Below are 15,483 nucleotides of genomic sequence, written 5' to 3' on the forward strand. Positions count from 1 at the left end.
TCTCACACCACCGCGGAACCGTCAACCCTGAGAATGGTTCTCCTCCTTCCCGCTTACAACTGGGCACAGCGCGGTCCCCCCCGGACCGGCAGTCGAGAGGAAGAACATGTCAGAGAGTTATGGAGGCGCCCCGGGCACCACTCCGGGCGCCGGCACCCCCCAGTCGTCTGGCAGCGTCGAGACGGCGAAGAACGAAGCAGGCGAAGTCGCCAGCACGGCGAAGCAGGAGGCGGGTCACGTCGTCGAGACGGCCAAGACCGAAGCCGCCAACGTCACCGGTGAGGCCAAGACGCAGGTCAAGGACCTCTACCGCCAGACGCAGAGCCAGCTCAAGGAGCAGGCCGGCGAGCAGCAGCAGCGGGTCTCCGAAGGCCTCCGGTCGGTCGGCGAGGAACTGCAGTCGATGGTCGACACGTCCGAGACGCCCGGCGTCGCGGCCGATCTCGTGCAGAACGTCTCGTCCCGCCTGAGCAGTGCCGCCACCTGGATCGGCGACCGCGACCCGGGCTCGCTCGTGCACGAGGTCAGCGCCTACGCGCGCCGCAAGCCCGGAACGTTCATCGCGGTCGCAGCCCTCGCGGGTCTCGTCGCGGGACGCCTGACGCGCGCCCTGGCAGACAACGCCGCCGACGAGAAGGCCGCTGCGCCTGCGACCCCTGAGGTCGAGGACGCGTCGTACGCTCCCGCCGTCGTGCCGCCGGTGCCCTCGGTGCCGGCCGTCGATGTCGTCGCCGTGGATTCGGCAGCCGGAACGCCCGTGTACGACTCCTCCCGCGCCGCGTGGGACGAGATCGTGACGGGCGAGGGGAGTGGCGATGTCCGACGCGACACCCTCTGAGCAGAAAGCCGCCAATCAGTCGCTCGGCGAACTGCTGGGCGAGGTGACCAGCGACCTGTCGACACTCATGCGGCAGGAGCTGGCGCTCGCCAAGGCGGAACTCAGCCAGTCCGCGTCGCGCGCCGGAAAGGGCGCGGGTCTGCTGGGCGGGGCGGGATATGCCGCACTGATGGCGGTCTTCTTCCTGACCGTCGCCCTCTGGTGGGCCCTGGGACTGCTGGTCAACCTCGGCTGGTCCGCTGTCATCGTCGCCGTGCTCTGGGGCATTGTGGCCGCCGTCCTGTACCAGTCGGGACGGAAGAAACTCAAAGAAGTACAGGGAGCGCCCAAGACCGTGGAGACGATCAAGCGCATCCCCGACGCCGTGAAAAGAAATGAGGAGAACCGATGAGCGATTCACCCGAAGCCATCCGCGCTGAGATCGAACGGACCCGTGCCGGCCTCGGACTCGACGTCGACGCACTCGCCGACAAGGTCACACCGTCCAAGATCGCGGCCCGTCAGGGCGACAAGGTCAAGGGCGCCTTCGGCTCGGTCCGCGACCGCATCATGGGCGCAGCCGACGACGCCGGCTCCGCCGTGAAGGGCGCCGGCTCGTCCGTGGCCTCGAGCGTCTCCGGCACCAGCCACGACGCGGCATCGAAGGTCAGCGGCAGCCCCCTCGCCGTCGGCCTGATCGCTTTCGGCGCCGGTCTCGTGCTCGCCTCGCTCATCCCCGCCTCGGCGAAGGAGAAGCAGGCTGCTGACGCGGTCAAGGAGCAGGCGCAGCCCCTGCTCGAGCAGGCCCAGAGTGTGGCCAAGGACGTGGGCGAGAGCCTCAAGGAGCCCGCCCAGGAAGCGGTCGCCGCCGTCAAGGACACGGCAACCGAAGCCGTGTCGAACGTCAAGAACGATGCGTCGGATGCTGCGACCTCGGTCTCGGATCGTGCGCAGGACGCGCGCAGCACGGTGACCGACAACAGCTGACACCCCCGGCGGGTGCGGCAGGGTGTGCCCCCTGCCGCACCCGCTCTTTCCCGTTAAGGAGCCCCCCGATGGCTGACACCTCCCCCCTGAATGCGACCGCGCGCACCCCCGACGCGGAAGACTCGGCGAAACCGGATTCCCCCGCCGACCTCACCAAGCGCTCGTGGACCTACGTGCTGCGAAAGACGCTGCGGGAGTTCTCCTCCGACCAGTGCACCGATATCGCGGCGGCACTGGTCTACTTCGGTGTCCTGGCGCTCTTCCCCGGCCTGATCGCCGTCTTCTCCCTGCTGGGAGTCGTCGGTCAGGGCGCGGCCACCGCCGACACCGTGCTCGAGATCATCGGCCAGGTCGCGCCGGGCGGCACCGCCGAGACCCTGCGTGAACCCATCCAGACGATGGCCTCATCTTCCGGAGCCGGCTTCGCTCTGATCAGCGGCATCGTGCTGGCCATCTGGTCGGCGTCGGGCTACGTGGGAGCGTTCAGCCGCGCGATGAACCGCATCTACGAGATCGACGAGGGACGACCGTTCTGGAAGCTCAAGCCGGTTCAGTTGCTCCTCACGGTCATCACCGTCGCGCTCGTGACCCTCGCTGCTCTGCTGCTGGTCGTCTCGGGCCCGATCGCCGAGGCCATCGGCGGCGCGCTCGGGCTCGGCGAGGTCGCGCTCGCGATCTGGAACATCGCGAAGTGGCCGGTGCTGCTGCTCATCGTGGTCCTGACACTCGCGATCCTGTACTACGGCGCTCCGAACGCGAAGCAGCCGAAGTTCCGCTGGATCAGCATCGGCGCGATCCTCGCGATCGTCATCCTCGGGATCGCGACGGCGGCGTTCGGGCTCTACATCGCGAACTTCTCGAACTACGACGCCACCTACGGCTCTCTCGCCGGCGTCATCGTCTTCCTGCTGTGGCTCTGGATCGCCAACCTCGCGATCTTGTTCGGCGCCGAGTTCGACGCGGAGCTGGAGCGAGGGCGCCAGCTGCAGGCCGGCGTCGCCGCCGAGCGCCAGATCCAACTGCCGCCGCGCGACACCAAGAAGATCGACAAGGCGGCGAAGGCCGAGGAGAAGGACATCGCCGAGGGTCGTCGCATCCGACTGCAACGAGGCAAGAGCGAGGGCTGAACGGGCGTAAGGGTGAAGGAGTGGGGAGGCGTCCCCGCTCCTTCACTCGAGGACGTCGACGATGACTGCGGTCAGCTCGGGCAACAGGTCGCCCGCGAGGAACCCCGTGCCCATGGCTTCCTGGCGGCGGTCGCCGGCCCGCGCGTGCACGAACCCGCCCCACGCTGCGGCGCGTTCGGAACCGACCCCGAGAGCGGCGAAGCCCGTGATCGCGCCGGCGAGAATGTCGCCGCTGCCCGCAGTCCCCAAGCCGGGCCCGCCTGATTCGGCTTGCCACGCACGGCCGTCGGGTGCCGCCACCACCCCGTAGCAGTGCACGACCGCTTCGAAGCGCTCGGCGATCTCGCGCACGTCCGCGACCCGATCGTCCGTCAGATCCCGCTGCAGCAGCAGCGCGGCCTCGTCGGTGTTCGCGTTGATGATGAGGTCGGGGGGCAGGATGCTGCGCTCGATGTCCGCCAGGACCCCCAGCGCGAACGCATCCAACACGAGGCAGCCGACGTCGGCATCGGCCAGTCGCACGAGGGCCGATCGGGTCGTGTCCGGATCGGCGAACCCGGTTCCGAACAACACCGCGTCCGCCGAGCCGAGGGCGGACAGCAGGGCGTCGTCCAGGTCGCCCGAACCGGGCAGCACGTAGACACCGGCCTCGGGGAAGGCGAGGCCGAGTCCCGGCTCGATCTCCTCGGGTACGGCCAGTCCGACGCGACCGGCTCCGACGCGCAGCGCCGCCTCTCCGGAGAGGAGCACCGCGCCGGGCGATCGGCGTGAGCCGCCGACGACGATCACCTCTCCGCGCGACTTCTTCGAGTCGCCCGGATCGGGCAATCCCCACTCGCGCAGGAGCGCCCGGGTCAGCGGCTCAGCGGGGCTGGTCATCATCATCACCGGAGTGCACGGTCACGTCGGCACCTTCCCGTTCGAGGTGGTCGACGGCGGAGAACTGCTCCACGCGCCAACCTGAGTCGGTGCGGACGAGTTCCGTCACCGAGGCGTTGCGGACCGTGCGCGTGGACGCGAAATCGAGCAGCTCGGCCTCCGTCAACGGCAACAGGACCGCGACGAGCAGCATCACGACGGCGTCATGAGCGACGACCACGGCGGTGTCGGCCGGTCGGTCGAGCGCGTCGTGGAGGAAGGACCGCAACCGGAGGGCGACGTCGGCCCAGCTCTCCCCGCCGGGCGGCCGGTGGTAGTACTTGCCGAGACGGCGTCGCCGCGCGGCCTCTTCCGGATGACGCTGCTGGACGCCCTGCCAGGTGAGCAGGTCGAGGATGCCGAGCTCCCGGTCCCGGAGGCGCTCGTCGACGAGGGTCGAGGAGCGCGGCGGCCCGTCCTCCAAGGAGAGCGCGAGGGTCTGCCGGGCGCGCAGGTAGGGCGACACCCAGAACTCTCCGATCTCGCCACGGTGTTCTCGCATCCACCCACCGAGCGCCCGTGCCTGCTCCTCCCCGGTGGGGGAGAGGGGCACATCGGCGTCGCGCAGGTCGAGGTCGATCGCTTCGGCGCCCGCTTCTTCGGCGCGCGTGGCGGCCACGTTGCCGAGGCTCTCGCCGTGTCGGATGAGCCAGAGTCGGGTCAGGGCCATGGCGCAAAGCTACGGATCCGACCGAGTTGACCCCCGGGCGTTGACAACGGCCACGGACGTTCGTACATCGCATCTGCACGGGGGTGTCAACCCGCGTGCGGGGCGCCCCGCTCGAGACGACCCTGACGTCATGACCACCGAGACCGAAGTGCCCACCCGGCTGAAGAAGGCCATCACCGGGCCGCTCCTGTTCGCCTTCATCCTGGGCGACGTCCTCGGAGCCGGCGTCTATGCGCTCATGGGGGTGCTCGCCGGTCGTGTCGGCGGGGTGCTGTGGGCGCCACTCCTCGCGGCGTTGCTCCTGGCTCTGCTCACCGCGGGCTCCTACGCCGAACTCGTCACGAAGTACCCGCGGGCGGGGGGCGCGGCGGTCTTCGCCGAGCGGGCATTCCGCAACCGGCTGGTGTCGTTCCTCGTCGGGTTCTGCATGCTCGCCGCCGGCGTGACGAGCGCGGCGGGGCTGTCGCTCGCCTTCGCCGGCGAATACCTGAGCACGTTCATCGATCTGCCCGTGGTGCCCGTCGCGATCGTGTTCCTCGCGCTCATCGCCGCCCTCAACGCGCGGGGGATCAGCGAGTCGATGCGCGCGAACTTCGCCATGACCGCCATCGAGGTGAGCGGGCTCGTGATCGTCGTGGTCGTCGTGGGGATGCTGCTCGCGGGCGGCGGCGGCGACGTCTCGCGGGTGACGGAGCTGCCCGAGGGGACGGGGGCGGCCAGCGCGATCTTGGCCGGCGCGATCATCGCCTACTACTCCTTCGTCGGATTCGAGACCTCGGCCAACATCATCGAGGAGGTGAAGGATCCGACGAAGAACTTCCCGCGGGCGTTGTTCGCCGCGCTCGCCACCGCGGGTGTCGTGTACGTGCTGGTCGGCCTCGCGAGCGCGATAGCCCTCCCCGCCGCGGAGCTCGAAGCATCCACGGGACCACTTCTGCAGGTGGTGGAAGCGAGCGGCGCGGGAATCCCCCCATGGCTGTTCAGTCTCATCGCGCTCATCGCCGTCGCCAACGGCGCATTGCTGACGATGATCATGGCCAGTCGCCTCACGTACGGCATGGCCGAGCAAGGACTGCTGCCCCGAGCCTTGTCGCGGGTGCTGACGAAGCGGCGCACGCCGTGGGTCGCGATCCTGGCGACCACCCTGGTGGCCATGTTGCTGACCCTGGTCGGCGACCTCGCCGTCCTGGCCGAGACCGTGGTGCTGCTGCTGCTTTTCGTCTTCCTCAGCGCGAACGTCTCGGTGCTGGTCCTGCGCCGGGACCGCGTCGATCATTCCCACTTCCGGGTCTGGACCTTCGTCCCGGTACTCGGGATCGGCTCGTGCGTCCTGCTGATGACTCAGCAGCGTCCCATCGTCTGGCTGTTCGGAGCCGCTCTCCTCGCGGTCGGCGCCGTGCTCTATCTGCTTGCGCGCTGGGGCCGGTCTCGCGAAAAGCCGTCGAGCTGAACGTAAGAGAGGGGTGCACCCCTGCGGGTGCACCCCTCTCTTGTTGGGAAGTGGGGACTCAGCTCGCCAGGGTGCGCTGAGCGCTCGCCGAGGCTGCGGCCTGCACCTCGATCTTGCGCGGCTTCGCCCGCTCGCTGAGGGGGATGACCACGCTGAGCACACCGTTGTCGTAGGTCGCCGAGATGCCGGCCGTGTCGACGCCCTCGCCGATGCTGAACTGCCTGAGGTAGCTGCCGCCCGGTCGTTCCTGCGCCAGCCACTTCACGCCGGGCGTCGAGCCCGCCGTGCGCTGTGCGCGGATGGTGAGCAGCTGACCGTCCACATCGATGTCGACCGAACCCGGGTCGATGCCCGGCAGGTCGGCGTTGAGGACGTACCGGTCGGCGTCACGGTACAGATCGACCGGCATCAGCTTCGGACCGGGCCGCGACTGCAGCAGGCCGGAGGCGAGTCGGTCGAGCTCGCTGAAAGGGTCAAAAGTCATTGCCATGAGAAGATCTCCTTCCATCCAGGTATTGAGCCCCCGTGGCTCAACTAAGGAAAGAATAGCAATCTGCTTTCGGGCCGTGCAACCCAGTGCAGGGGTGCGCGTCGATGGTTTTACTCCCTCTCGTGGACCGGGTCAACAAGCAGCGTCGGACAACGGGAAGCGGTAAGAAATTCGGCAGGATGCGGCGTCGCGTCCGGCGAGCAGAGAGGCCCCGCATGTCATCGTCCGCGGCTCAAGTGAAGAAAGTGAAGTCCCTGGTTCCTGCTCGCATGGACCGATTGCCGTGGGCGCGCTTCCACTGGCTCATCATCGTGGGGCTGGGGTTCTCGTGGGTGCTCGACGGCCTGGAGGTGCAGATCGTCGCGGCCAACGGCTACGCGCAGACGCTCGGCATGGGACCGGCAGAGGTCGGCCTCGCGGGCACCTTCTATCTCCTGGGGCAGGTCGCCGGAGCGCTCGTATTCGGCCGGCTCACCGACCGGCTCGGCAGGAAGAAGCTCTTCCTGGTCTCGCTCGTGGTGTACCTGGTCGGCAGCGCCGTAGCGGGCCTGTCCTTCGCGCCCTGGTTCTTCTACGTGTGGCGCTTCGTCGCGGGTGCCGGGATCGGCGGCGAGTACGCCGCGATCAACTCGGCGATCGACGAGATCATCCCCGCCAAATACCGTGGACGCGTCGACATCGCGATCAATGGCACGTACTGGGGAGGTGCCGCGCTCGGCGCGGTGGCGAGTGTGTTCTTCCTCGACACCGCGATCTTCCCGCAGGACATCGGGTGGCGGCTCAGCTTCTTCATCGGACCGATCCTGGGCCTCATGCTCATCTACCTCCGCCGGCACATTCCCGAGAGTCCGCGCTGGCAGATGACCCATGGCCGCGAAGACGAGGCCGAGGAGAACGTCAGTCAGATCGAGGAACGCATCCGCAAGGAAGGCAAGGAGATCCCCCCGGTCGACGAATCCAAGGCGATCACGGTCAAGGAGTACGGGCAGGTTCCGTTCCTCACGATCGCGAAGGTGCTCTTCCAGAAATATCCACGACGCACCCTCGTCGGCGTCACGATGATGGTCACGCAGTCGTTCCTCTACAACGCGATCTTCTTCACCTATGCGTTGGTGCTCGAGAACTTCTACGACACGCCGCCCCAGGCGGCATCCGCCTACCTCATCATCTTCGCGCTCGGCAATCTGATCGGTGCACTCACGCTCAGTCACTTCTTCGATACCTGGGGCCGTCGACGGATGCTGTTCCTCACCTACGTCGCGGCGGGCCTCATCCTGCTGGTCAGCGCATTCCTCTTCAACGCCGGCGTCCTGAACGCCGCCACGCACACGGCGTTCTGGTGCGGGTCATTCTTCTTCGCCTCGGCGGGTGCGTCCGCGGCGTACCTGACGGTCAGCGAGATCTTCCCGCTCGAACTGCGCAGCCAGGTCATCTCGTACGTCTTCTCGATCGGGCAACTGGTCGGCGCGATCGCGCCCGCCCTCTACGGCGCGCTGATCGGAGACGGCACCGACCGCGAGCCGCTCTTCTGGGGGTATGTGCTCGGGTCGGTCATCATGATCTTCGGAGGTGTCATCGCCGGAGTCTTCGGCGTGAGCGCTGCCGGGAAGTCGCTCGAGGACATCGCCGATCCCCTGTCGCTCGTCGAGGGGGCGCAGAAGGGAGTGACCCCCGGCGCCGACACGCCGCGAACCTGACGGGAGCGTGCGCCCTGCGTAGCCGGTCGCGGGCGCCGGGTCAATGCGCACGCGGGTAACGAGCTCGTGCGCACACGATGACCCGGGAGGACGCAGCATGGCGCAGGCGAATCGGTTGGCAGGTGTCGCCGGACGCGCGCTGCGCGCGCTCTTCGCCGCGCTCCTTCTGGTGCGGCGACCCCGTCCGATCCATGCGCGGGGGCGGATGCTGCGGGGCGAGCTCGTGTGGCTCGGCACCCCGGTGCGCTCGGGCATCCAATGGATCGACGAGCCCGCCCCCGGGCCCGTTGAGCTCACCGCTCGGCTGTCGAGATCGATCGGGCTGCCCGCCCCGCTGCCGGATGTCATCGGGCTCGCTTTGCGCCTGGAGGCCGACGGCCGCCCCGCCGATATCGAACTCGCCTCGACGGGTTTCGGCCCCGCGACGCGGTTCGCATTGCTCGCCCATCGTTCGCCCTCGAGCGCTCGCCTGGGCACGTTGCTCCCCTATCGCTCCGATCTCGGTCCGCTGCTGCTGTGCGCGCGAACCGTGTCCGAGCCGCTGCCCTCGGGAGGGAGCGCGCTCGACGAAGCGCTCCGCAGGGCGCCGTGGCGCCTCCGCCTCTCCTTCGCGCACGGGAGAGGGCTGTGGCATCCGTTCGCCGACCTGTCCCTCGCGCTCGTCGACCCGCAACCGATCGACGATCTGCGCTTCGACGCGGTGCGACGCGCGCTGCCCGGGGCGGGCACGTACGCGTGGGTGCGGGCACTGCGTCAACCCTCCTACCACCTGGCGCAGGACTGACGGTGCGCCGATATCGCGCGGGTACGGTGGCCTGATGGCCCGCCGCGAGAAGTACGAGAACGTCGTCGAACACCGCATCGACCTCGATGACCGCGTGTTCCGCGTCCTGTCGACCGACACGGCCGGCGCCGCCGCCGGCTCGCCCTACGTGCTGATCCACGGCATCGGCATGTCCCACCGCTACTTCACGCGCCTGCACGACGAGCTCGCCGCCGACGCCCCCGTGCACTCCATCGACCTCCCGGGGTTCGGGGGCCTGCCGAAGCCCGGTCGAGACCTCGACGTCACCGAGATGGCGACGGCCCTCGCGGAGGTCATCGACCGCGTCATCGGCGAGCCCGTCGTGCTCGTCGGGCACTCGATGGGTGCGCAATGGGTGGTCGAGCTCGCCGTCCTCCGCCCCGACCTCGTGCTCGGTGTCGTCGCGATGGGTCCGGTCTCGGACGATCGTCACCGCACGGTGATGGCGCAGGCGCGCGCTCTCGCGATCGATTCGCTCGGCGAGCCGCCGCGCGCGAACGCGATCGTGTTCGGCGACTATCTGCGCTGCGGGGTGCGTTGGTACCTCACGCAGGTGCGCCACATGGTCTCCTACCCCATCGAGGATCGCGTCGCGCAGTTGCGCGCGCCGCTGCTCGTCCTGCGCGGCGGCAGCGACCCGATCGCCGGGGTCGAATGGTGCCGGCGCCTGCGTGACCGGGCGCTCGACGCTGCCTTCGTCACCGCCCCCCGGGGGTTCCACGTCGTGCAGTGGTCGGCCCCGCGGGCAGTGGCCTCCGCGATCGCGGCCTTCGTCTCGGGCCGGGTCGAGGCGCCGACGCCGTGAATCCGCTGCAGGTGCCGGTGTGGTGGGCGCGCGACTACCTCTATGCCGCGACATGGCAGGTGCGCGCGTTCTTCAACCGCACCGATCCCGCCGTCTTCCTCACCGGTGACCGCGCCGCGATCGTGGTGCTGCCCGGGGTGTACGAGACGTGGAAGTTCCTCCAACCCGCGATCGAGGCGATGCACGAGCGTGGCCATCCCGTGCACGTCATCGACCTGCTGCACCGCAACGACCGCCCGGTCGTCGAGATGGCCGCCCGGGTGTCGGAGTATCTCGACAAGCACGACCTCTCGGACGTGGTGCTCTTCGCCCACAGCAAGGGCGGCCTCGTCGGCAAGCAGGTGATGGCGTTCGGCGAGGCAGGGCGCCGGGTGCGCGGGATGCTGGCGGTCGCGACTCCGTTCGGCGGTTCGGTCTACGCCCGCCTCATGCTCCTCGCCCCGACCCTGCGCAGCTTCTCGCCGCGCGATGCCACCATCGTCGCCCTCGGGCGGGAGACCGCGGTCAACGCGCGCATCGTTTCCATCTACGGCCGCTTCGATCCGCACATCCCCGAGGGGAGCGAGCTGGCCGGAGCGAAGAACGTGCGCCTCGAGACGGGCGGGCACTTCCGCATCCTCTCCCACCCGCGGGTGATGGCCGAACTCGCCGTGCTCGCCGCCGACGAGCCCACGTAACGTCGGCTCATGGCGACCCGGCTGCTCCTCATCTCCGACACGCACATCCCCGGTCGTGCGCGCGTGATCCCCACCCCGGTGCTCCGCGCCGCCGACCACGCCGACCTCATCGTGCACGCGGGCGACTGGGTCACAGCATCCGTCCTCGAGCACCTCTCCCAGCACGGCGAGGTGCTCGGGGTGTGGGGCAACAACGACGGCGCGGACCTGCGTGACCGCCTGCCCGAGATCGCCCGCCGCGAGATCGACGGCGTGCGCGTCGCCGTCATCCACGAGACGGGGCAGGCCCCCACGCGCGACCGGCGGATGGCGGCGGCCTTCCCCGACACCGACCTGCTCGTGTTCGGGCACAGTCATATCCCGTGGGATTCCGTGGCTCCCGGCGGCCTGCGGCTGCTGAACCCCGGCTCGCCCACCGACCGTCGACGCCAGCCCGACCACACCTACCTCACCCTCACGCTCGACGCCGGCACGGTGCGCGACGTGACGCTCCTCACGCTCTAGCCTGCGGCGGCCTCCCGCGCAAGGCGGGGCGATTCTCCCATCCGGCCTGCATAGCCTCCCTGCATGAGCGAAGCACGAGGAACGGCCGTCATCACGGGTGGAACAGCAGGACTCGGGCGGGCGACCGCGCGGGAGTTCGCCGATCGGGGCTGGGATGTCGTCGTGCTCGCCCGCGGTGAGGACGGGCTCGCAGCGACGGTGGCCGAGATCGAGGCGGCCGGCCGGCGCGGACTCGGCATCTCCGTCGACGTCGCCGACGCGGCGGCGGTGGATGCTGCCGCCGACCGCATCGAAGCGGAGTTCGGCGAGATCGACCTCTGGGTCAACAACGCGATGACCGGCACGATCTCGCAGTTCCTCGACACCTCGGCGGCCGACTTCGACCGCGCGACCGCCGTCACCTACTTCGGGGCGGTCAACGGCACCCGCTCGGCGCTGCGCCGCATGGTGCCCCGCGACCGCGGCCATGTCATTCAGATCGGGTCCGCCCTCGCCCACCGCGGCATCCCGCTGCAGGCGGCGTACTGCGGGGCGAAGCACGCGATCCACGGCTTCACGGATTCGATCGTGGGCGAGCTGACGCACAACGGCAGCGCGGTCGCGGTCTCGATCGTCGACATGCCCGCGCTGAACACCGTGCAGTTCAACTGGGTGAAGTCGGAGTTCGACGAGCACCCGCAGCCCGTTCCCCCGATCTATCAGCCCGAGGTCGGCGCCCGTGCGATCGCGGACGTGGCCGACCGGCCCCGCCGTCGCACCTGGGTGGGCGAGTCGACCGTCGGTCTCGTGCTCGGCACGCGTTTCGCGGGCCGGTTCATGGACTGGTACCTCGCCAAGAACGCCTGGGACGGGCAGTTGTCGAAGGATCACGATCAGCCGCAGCTGAAGCCGAACCTCTACGAGCCGGTGCCCGGCGATCACGGGGCCCACGGCATCTTCGACGACGTCGCCCGCGACGGCAGTGTGCAGACGTGGGCCATCCGCCACCGCCGCTCGCTGTCGGCGGCCGGTATCGTCGGGTCCGCAGCGGCAGCCATCGGCGGCCTGGTCGCGCTTCGCCGTCGCTGAGAACCCACGGGAAGGGAGAAGCGGATGTCTCGCAACGTTCGTGTTCTGAAGTGCTCACCCGACGACGTGTTCGCCGTGATCGCGGACGGTTGGCTGTTCCCCTCATGGGTGGTGGGCGCGTCCCGCATGCGTGAGGTCGACGAAGGATGGCCGACGCCCGGCACCGAACTTCATCACTCGTTCGGTGTGTGGCCCGCCGTCATCGACGACACCACGAGCTCGATCGAATGGAATCCGCCGCACCGGGCTGTGCTCAAGGCCCGCGGATGGCCGATCGGCGAGGCTCTGGTCGTCGTCGACGTCAAGCCGCGGGGCGAGGACACGGTCGTGCGCATCCAGGAGGACGCGGTCGCCGGTCCCGGAACGCTCGTACCCAAGCCGCTGCTCGACCTCGCCCTGTACATCCGCAATCGCGAGACCCTGCACCGCTTGGCCTACCTCGCCGAGGGCCGCGCCCATCGCTCCGAGCGCTCCACCGCCGAGCGGGAGATCTCCGAGGGCTCCGAGTGACCGAGAGCTTCGACGCGATCGTCGTCGGGTCCGGACCGAACGGCCTCGCCGCCGCCGTCACCCTCGCGCGCTCGGGCCTGAGCGTGCGGGTGTACGAACGCGCCGCGCTCATCGGGGGCGGCTCGTCCTCGGCCGAACTGACCCTGCCGGGGTTCCTCCACGACATCTGCTCGGCGGTGCACCCGCTGGCCTTCGAGTCGCGGTTCTTCCGCGAGTTCGCCCTCGCCTCCCGAGTGGATTTCGCCGTCCCCGACATCTCCTACGCGCAGCCCCTCGACGGCGGCCGCGCGGGGATCGCCTACCGCGACCTCGAGCGCACGCGCGAGCACCTCGGTCGCGACGGCGACGCCTACGCCCAGCTGATGGGACCGTTGGCGCGTCATGCCTCGGCCGTGGCGGAATTCACCGGTTCGACGCTGGTGCGCGTGCCGCAGCATCCGCTCACCGTCCTCGCCCTGGGCCTGCGTGCGCTCGAACAGGGCGGACCGCTCTGGAACGCGCGCTTCCGCGAGGAGGTCGCGCCGGCGCTCATCACCGGCGTTGCCGCCCACACGATCCTGACCCAGCCGAGCGTGGCGGGGGCGGCGGCGGGACTCACCCTCGCCGCCTACGGCCACGCGCGCGGCTGGCCGATCCCGCGGGGCGGCAGCCAGGCCATCGCCGACGCGATGGTGGATGACCTGCGCGCCCACGGCGGCGAGATCGTCACCGAACACGAGGTGACCTCCCTCGACGAGCTGCCGCCCGCCCGGGCCGTGCTGCTCGATGTCACCCCGAACGCTTTCGTCCGTCTCGCGGGGGATCGGATGCCGAGCGCTTACCGCCGGCGCATGGAGCACTTCCGCTACGGCGGTGGCGTCGCGAAGGTCGACTTCGCCCTCTCGGCGCCGGTTCCGTGGGCGAACGAAGAGGTGCGTCGGGCGGGAACCGTGCACGTCGGCGGCACGCGCGCCGAGGTCGCTCAGGCGGAGAACGACGTGTCGGCCGGTCGTCTCGCCGAACGGCCGTACGTGCTGGTCGCGCAGCAGTCGCTGTTCGATCCCGGCCGAGCGCCGGAGGGAGCGCAGACCCTCTGGACCTACACGCATGTGCCGGCCGGTAGCGCCGCCGACCGCGAGGAGGCCGTGACCGCGCAGATCGAGCGGTTCGCGCCCGGTTTCCGTGACACGATCCTCGCGACGCACTCGCGGTCGGCCGTCGAGGTCGCCGAGTACAACCCCAACTACCCCGGCGGAGACATCGCCGCCGGCGCTCCCACGCTGTCCCAACTCATCCGGCGGCCGGTGCTGAGCACGGATCCCTGGCGCACGCCCGTGCGCGGGGTGTACCTGTGCTCCTCGTCGGTGAGTCCGGGACCGGGGGTCACGGGACTGGTCGGATGGCACGCCGCGCTCAGTGCATTGCGTCACGAATTCGGGACGCGGATGCTGCCGAATCTCTCGCCCGTCTGACGCACCCGCATCCGCGCGGATCGCCGGTGGTCACTGGTGTCGCCGGCACGCCGCATACTGGTGCGTGACCTGCGGGAAGTTGTCCCGGGGTGCGCGCGGTTGGAGCGGGGATGTCGTTTCTCAGTATGGCCACGTTGGAATCGTGGCTCGATGAGTTCCGCTCGCTGGGCTATCCCCTGGTCGGTTCGCTCAAAGTCATCGAGCAGGACGGGGCCGATGGGGCCGACACCGGGCTCGTGGGCGTCCATCTCGTCAACGCTTCGACGGTCACCTACATCCAGCCCGAGTCGCCGACCTCGCGCCGGTGGTTGATCACCTTCGAACGTCGGGAAGAACCGGTCACGCTGCCCGCGGCGCAGGTTCTGACCCTGTCGACCGAACTGGCGACGGCTTCGGCGTTGTGCGCTTTCCTGCAGGCCAAGCACCAGGCCTCGACGGCGCCGATCAGCTGAAGCGGGTCACCCCACGGTCGTGGTCGTGAAGCCCGTGAGCGCCTGAGCGAACCGGTCGTTCTCCTCGGTGTCGCCCGCGGTGATGGCGGAATCGAAGTCGGTGTCGAACCGCGTCAACGCCGACCACGGTTCGATCGCGAGATCGACGGTGACGGTGATTCGGTTCACCCGTCGGTCGTCCGGATCGACATCGCGCCGCACCGCCTGACGGTCGACCAATCGATCGATCAGCGTCGTGACGCCCGCCGAGGTGATGCCCAGGTACCCACGGAGCAGGCTGGGACGAGTGCCGGGGTTGTCGGCGATGTACAGCAGCGCACGGGCGTCGAGCTCACCGATCTTGAGCGTGCGGCGGGCCTCGATGAGGGCGGCGGTGCGCGCATCGACGTAGCCGCGCAGGGCTTGGGCGAGAGGCGAAGTCGTCGCGGAACCGGTCATGAGCGGGCCTCCCCTCCGGGGTGGTGGTGTCGGTAGGTGATGAGGTTACCTAAGTTATCGTATATTTCGCCAGTTTAACTAAATAAGTTAAGTACCTGCTACGCTTCGGGTCGAGGGTTCCCCGAAACGGTGCCAGCGTCTCGTGGTCCACCGGACCCGCGGAAACCTCGCCGATGGTGGCGTGAGCCGCGCAGTACAGGGGAGTCGATCGTGGGAAAATTGTTCTACGGCAGCACGGACCAGCCGATCGACATGCCCGACCGCGTCCTCGCCCACGTCAAGGTGGTCGTCGCCACCAAACTCCGCCGTGGTGAGAGCTTCACGCTCTCCTGGCGCCACCAGCCCGGCACCCCGGGCGGCCGCTCGACGATCTGGATCCAGCCGTCCATTCCGCTGCGCTTCGTCTTCTCGACCGCCGAGCCCGAGCTGCTCGATCCCGAACATCTGAAGCGTCTCGCGATCGAGGCGAGCTCGAGTTCCGGACTCACCGTCGACCTGGCCGCGTTCGACGAGGTCCCCGGCACCCCGCGCGCCGCTGCGCAGCGGCCGACGGCCGAGCGGCGAGCGGTGCGCACCCGCTGACGTGTACTGTGTGGGTGTGCTGACCTGTCGTTGTT

At 69.3% G+C, this 15,483-nt stretch carries 19 protein-coding genes; 15 read left to right on the forward strand and 4 right to left on the reverse strand.

Annotated elements, in window-relative coordinates; all coding sequences use genetic code 11:
• Positions 1-106 precede the first annotated feature (106 nt).
• The 4 genes from ACFXP5_RS11950 to ACFXP5_RS11965 all read left to right on the forward strand — a co-directional run bounded on the left by ACFXP5_RS11950 (position 107) and on the right by ACFXP5_RS11965 (position 2,931).
• Positions 107-838 (forward strand): hypothetical protein, encoded by a 732-nt coding sequence (locus ACFXP5_RS11950; protein ID WP_394544770.1) that lies wholly within the window; start codon positions 107-109, stop codon positions 836-838.
• Positions 816-1,229 carry a phage holin family protein gene (locus tag ACFXP5_RS11955; RefSeq protein WP_394544771.1) on the forward strand — a complete coding sequence of 138 codons (414 nt, stop codon included), beginning with the start codon at positions 816-818 and terminating at the stop codon, positions 1,227-1,229. The genes ACFXP5_RS11950 and ACFXP5_RS11955 overlap by 23 nt, the downstream gene beginning before the upstream one ends.
• A complete protein-coding gene (locus ACFXP5_RS11960) occupies positions 1,226-1,804 on the forward strand; it encodes a DUF3618 domain-containing protein (protein ID WP_394544772.1) in 579 nt (192 codons plus the stop codon). Before ACFXP5_RS11955 ends, ACFXP5_RS11960 begins: the two co-directional genes overlap by 4 nt.
• A 68-nt stretch (positions 1,805-1,872) precedes the next feature.
• Complete coding sequence (locus ACFXP5_RS11965; protein ID WP_394544773.1) at positions 1,873-2,931, forward strand: YihY/virulence factor BrkB family protein; 1,059 nt, start codon at positions 1,873-1,875, stop codon at positions 2,929-2,931.
• A 42-nt stretch (positions 2,932-2,973) separates the two neighbouring features.
• Here the strand turns inward: ACFXP5_RS11965 and ACFXP5_RS11970 are convergent, their stop codons facing one another.
• Both ACFXP5_RS11970 and ACFXP5_RS11975 read right to left on the reverse strand, forming a co-directional pair.
• Complete coding sequence (locus ACFXP5_RS11970; protein ID WP_394544774.1) at positions 2,974-3,816, reverse strand: ADP-dependent NAD(P)H-hydrate dehydratase; 843 nt, start codon at positions 3,814-3,816, stop codon at positions 2,974-2,976.
• Positions 3,794-4,519, reverse strand: coding sequence for a histidine phosphatase family protein (locus ACFXP5_RS11975; protein WP_394544775.1), 726 nt, complete (start codon positions 4,517-4,519; stop codon positions 3,794-3,796). Before ACFXP5_RS11975 ends, ACFXP5_RS11970 begins: the two co-directional genes overlap by 23 nt.
• Positions 4,520-4,649: 130 nt before the next feature.
• On the opposite strand from ACFXP5_RS11975, the gene ACFXP5_RS11980 reads away from it, so the two are divergent.
• A complete protein-coding gene (locus tag ACFXP5_RS11980; RefSeq protein ID WP_394544776.1) occupies positions 4,650-5,969 on the forward strand; it encodes an APC family permease in 1,320 nt (439 codons plus the stop codon).
• Between the two features lie 58 nt (positions 5,970-6,027).
• On the opposite strand, the gene ACFXP5_RS11985 is transcribed toward ACFXP5_RS11980, so the two are convergent.
• Positions 6,028-6,459, reverse strand: a complete 432-nt coding sequence (locus ACFXP5_RS11985; protein WP_394544777.1) for an Hsp20/alpha crystallin family protein — start codon at positions 6,457-6,459, stop codon at positions 6,028-6,030.
• Between the two features lie 269 nt (positions 6,460-6,728).
• Between ACFXP5_RS11985 and ACFXP5_RS11990 the strand changes: the two genes are divergently transcribed.
• The 9 genes from ACFXP5_RS11990 (at position 6,729) to ACFXP5_RS12030 (ending at position 14,428) form a co-directional block, all read left to right on the forward strand.
• Positions 6,729-8,156 (forward strand): MFS transporter, encoded by a 1,428-nt coding sequence (locus ACFXP5_RS11990; RefSeq protein ID WP_394544778.1) that lies wholly within the window; start codon positions 6,729-6,731, stop codon positions 8,154-8,156.
• Positions 8,157-8,253: 97 nt separating this feature from the next.
• On the forward strand, positions 8,254-8,940 hold the full coding sequence (locus ACFXP5_RS11995; RefSeq protein WP_394544779.1) for a hypothetical protein: 687 nt from the start codon (positions 8,254-8,256) through the stop codon (positions 8,938-8,940).
• A gap of 34 nt (positions 8,941-8,974) precedes the next feature.
• Positions 8,975-9,766, forward strand: a complete 792-nt coding sequence (locus tag ACFXP5_RS12000) for an alpha/beta fold hydrolase (protein WP_394544780.1) — start codon at positions 8,975-8,977, stop codon at positions 9,764-9,766.
• Positions 9,763-10,443 carry an esterase/lipase family protein gene (locus ACFXP5_RS12005; RefSeq protein WP_394544781.1) on the forward strand — a complete coding sequence of 227 codons (681 nt, stop codon included), beginning with the start codon at positions 9,763-9,765 and terminating at the stop codon, positions 10,441-10,443. Before ACFXP5_RS12000 ends, ACFXP5_RS12005 begins: the two co-directional genes overlap by 4 nt.
• A gap of 9 nt (positions 10,444-10,452) precedes the next feature.
• On the forward strand, positions 10,453-10,947 hold the full coding sequence (locus tag ACFXP5_RS12010) for a metallophosphoesterase family protein (protein ID WP_394544782.1): 495 nt from the start codon (positions 10,453-10,455) through the stop codon (positions 10,945-10,947).
• A gap of 63 nt (positions 10,948-11,010) precedes the next feature.
• Entirely contained in the window at positions 11,011-12,015 is a 1,005-nt protein-coding gene (locus tag ACFXP5_RS12015) for an SDR family oxidoreductase (RefSeq protein ID WP_394544783.1), read from the forward strand.
• Between the two features lie 24 nt (positions 12,016-12,039).
• A complete protein-coding gene (locus ACFXP5_RS12020) occupies positions 12,040-12,525 on the forward strand; it encodes an SRPBCC family protein (RefSeq protein ID WP_394544784.1) in 486 nt (161 codons plus the stop codon).
• Entirely contained in the window at positions 12,522-13,976 is a 1,455-nt protein-coding gene (locus ACFXP5_RS12025; protein ID WP_394544785.1) for a phytoene desaturase family protein, read from the forward strand. The genes ACFXP5_RS12020 and ACFXP5_RS12025 overlap by 4 nt, the downstream gene beginning before the upstream one ends.
• A gap of 110 nt (positions 13,977-14,086) precedes the next feature.
• Positions 14,087-14,428, forward strand: a complete 342-nt coding sequence (locus tag ACFXP5_RS12030; RefSeq protein ID WP_394544786.1) for a hypothetical protein — start codon at positions 14,087-14,089, stop codon at positions 14,426-14,428.
• A 6-nt stretch (positions 14,429-14,434) separates the two neighbouring features.
• Here ACFXP5_RS12030 and ACFXP5_RS12035 read toward each other — a convergent pair whose 3' ends face one another.
• Positions 14,435-14,866, reverse strand: a complete 432-nt coding sequence (locus ACFXP5_RS12035; RefSeq protein WP_394528376.1) for a MarR family transcriptional regulator — start codon at positions 14,864-14,866, stop codon at positions 14,435-14,437.
• Positions 14,867-15,076: 210 nt separating this feature from the next.
• Between ACFXP5_RS12035 and ACFXP5_RS12040 the strand changes: the two genes are divergently transcribed.
• Positions 15,077-15,448, forward strand: a complete 372-nt coding sequence (locus tag ACFXP5_RS12040) for a DUF7882 family protein (RefSeq protein WP_394544787.1) — start codon at positions 15,077-15,079, stop codon at positions 15,446-15,448.
• The last annotated feature ends 35 nt before the right edge of the window (positions 15,449-15,483 follow it).

This window comes from Microbacterium hanjuni, assembly GCF_043556395.1.
GTDB lineage: Bacteria > Actinomycetota > Actinomycetes > Actinomycetales > Microbacteriaceae > Microbacterium.

Coding starts and splice junctions, on each gene's coding strand:
- ACFXP5_RS11950 (WP_394544770.1), top strand. CDS start 107: ATGTCAGAGAGTTATGGAGGCGCCCCGGGCACCACTCCGGGCGCCGGC.
- ACFXP5_RS11955 (WP_394544771.1), top strand. CDS start 816: ATGTCCGACGCGACACCCTCTGAGCAGAAAGCCGCCAATCAGTCGCTC.
- ACFXP5_RS11960 (WP_394544772.1), top strand. CDS start 1,226: ATGAGCGATTCACCCGAAGCCATCCGCGCTGAGATCGAACGGACCCGT.
- ACFXP5_RS11965 (WP_394544773.1), top strand. CDS start 1,873: ATGGCTGACACCTCCCCCCTGAATGCGACCGCGCGCACCCCCGACGCG.
- ACFXP5_RS11970 (WP_394544774.1), bottom strand. CDS start 3,816: ATGATGATGACCAGCCCCGCTGAGCCGCTGACCCGGGCGCTCCTGCGC.
- ACFXP5_RS11975 (WP_394544775.1), bottom strand. CDS start 4,519: ATGGCCCTGACCCGACTCTGGCTCATCCGACACGGCGAGAGCCTCGGC.
- ACFXP5_RS11980 (WP_394544776.1), top strand. CDS start 4,650: ATGACCACCGAGACCGAAGTGCCCACCCGGCTGAAGAAGGCCATCACC.
- ACFXP5_RS11985 (WP_394544777.1), bottom strand. CDS start 6,459: ATGGCAATGACTTTTGACCCTTTCAGCGAGCTCGACCGACTCGCCTCC.
- ACFXP5_RS11990 (WP_394544778.1), top strand. CDS start 6,729: ATGGACCGATTGCCGTGGGCGCGCTTCCACTGGCTCATCATCGTGGGG.
- ACFXP5_RS11995 (WP_394544779.1), top strand. CDS start 8,254: ATGGCGCAGGCGAATCGGTTGGCAGGTGTCGCCGGACGCGCGCTGCGC.
- ACFXP5_RS12000 (WP_394544780.1), top strand. CDS start 8,975: ATGGCCCGCCGCGAGAAGTACGAGAACGTCGTCGAACACCGCATCGAC.
- ACFXP5_RS12010 (WP_394544782.1), top strand. CDS start 10,453: ATGGCGACCCGGCTGCTCCTCATCTCCGACACGCACATCCCCGGTCGT.
- ACFXP5_RS12015 (WP_394544783.1), top strand. CDS start 11,011: ATGAGCGAAGCACGAGGAACGGCCGTCATCACGGGTGGAACAGCAGGA.
- ACFXP5_RS12020 (WP_394544784.1), top strand. CDS start 12,040: ATGTCTCGCAACGTTCGTGTTCTGAAGTGCTCACCCGACGACGTGTTC.
- ACFXP5_RS12030 (WP_394544786.1), top strand. CDS start 14,087: ATGTCGTTTCTCAGTATGGCCACGTTGGAATCGTGGCTCGATGAGTTC.
- ACFXP5_RS12035 (WP_394528376.1), bottom strand. CDS start 14,866: ATGACCGGTTCCGCGACGACTTCGCCTCTCGCCCAAGCCCTGCGCGGC.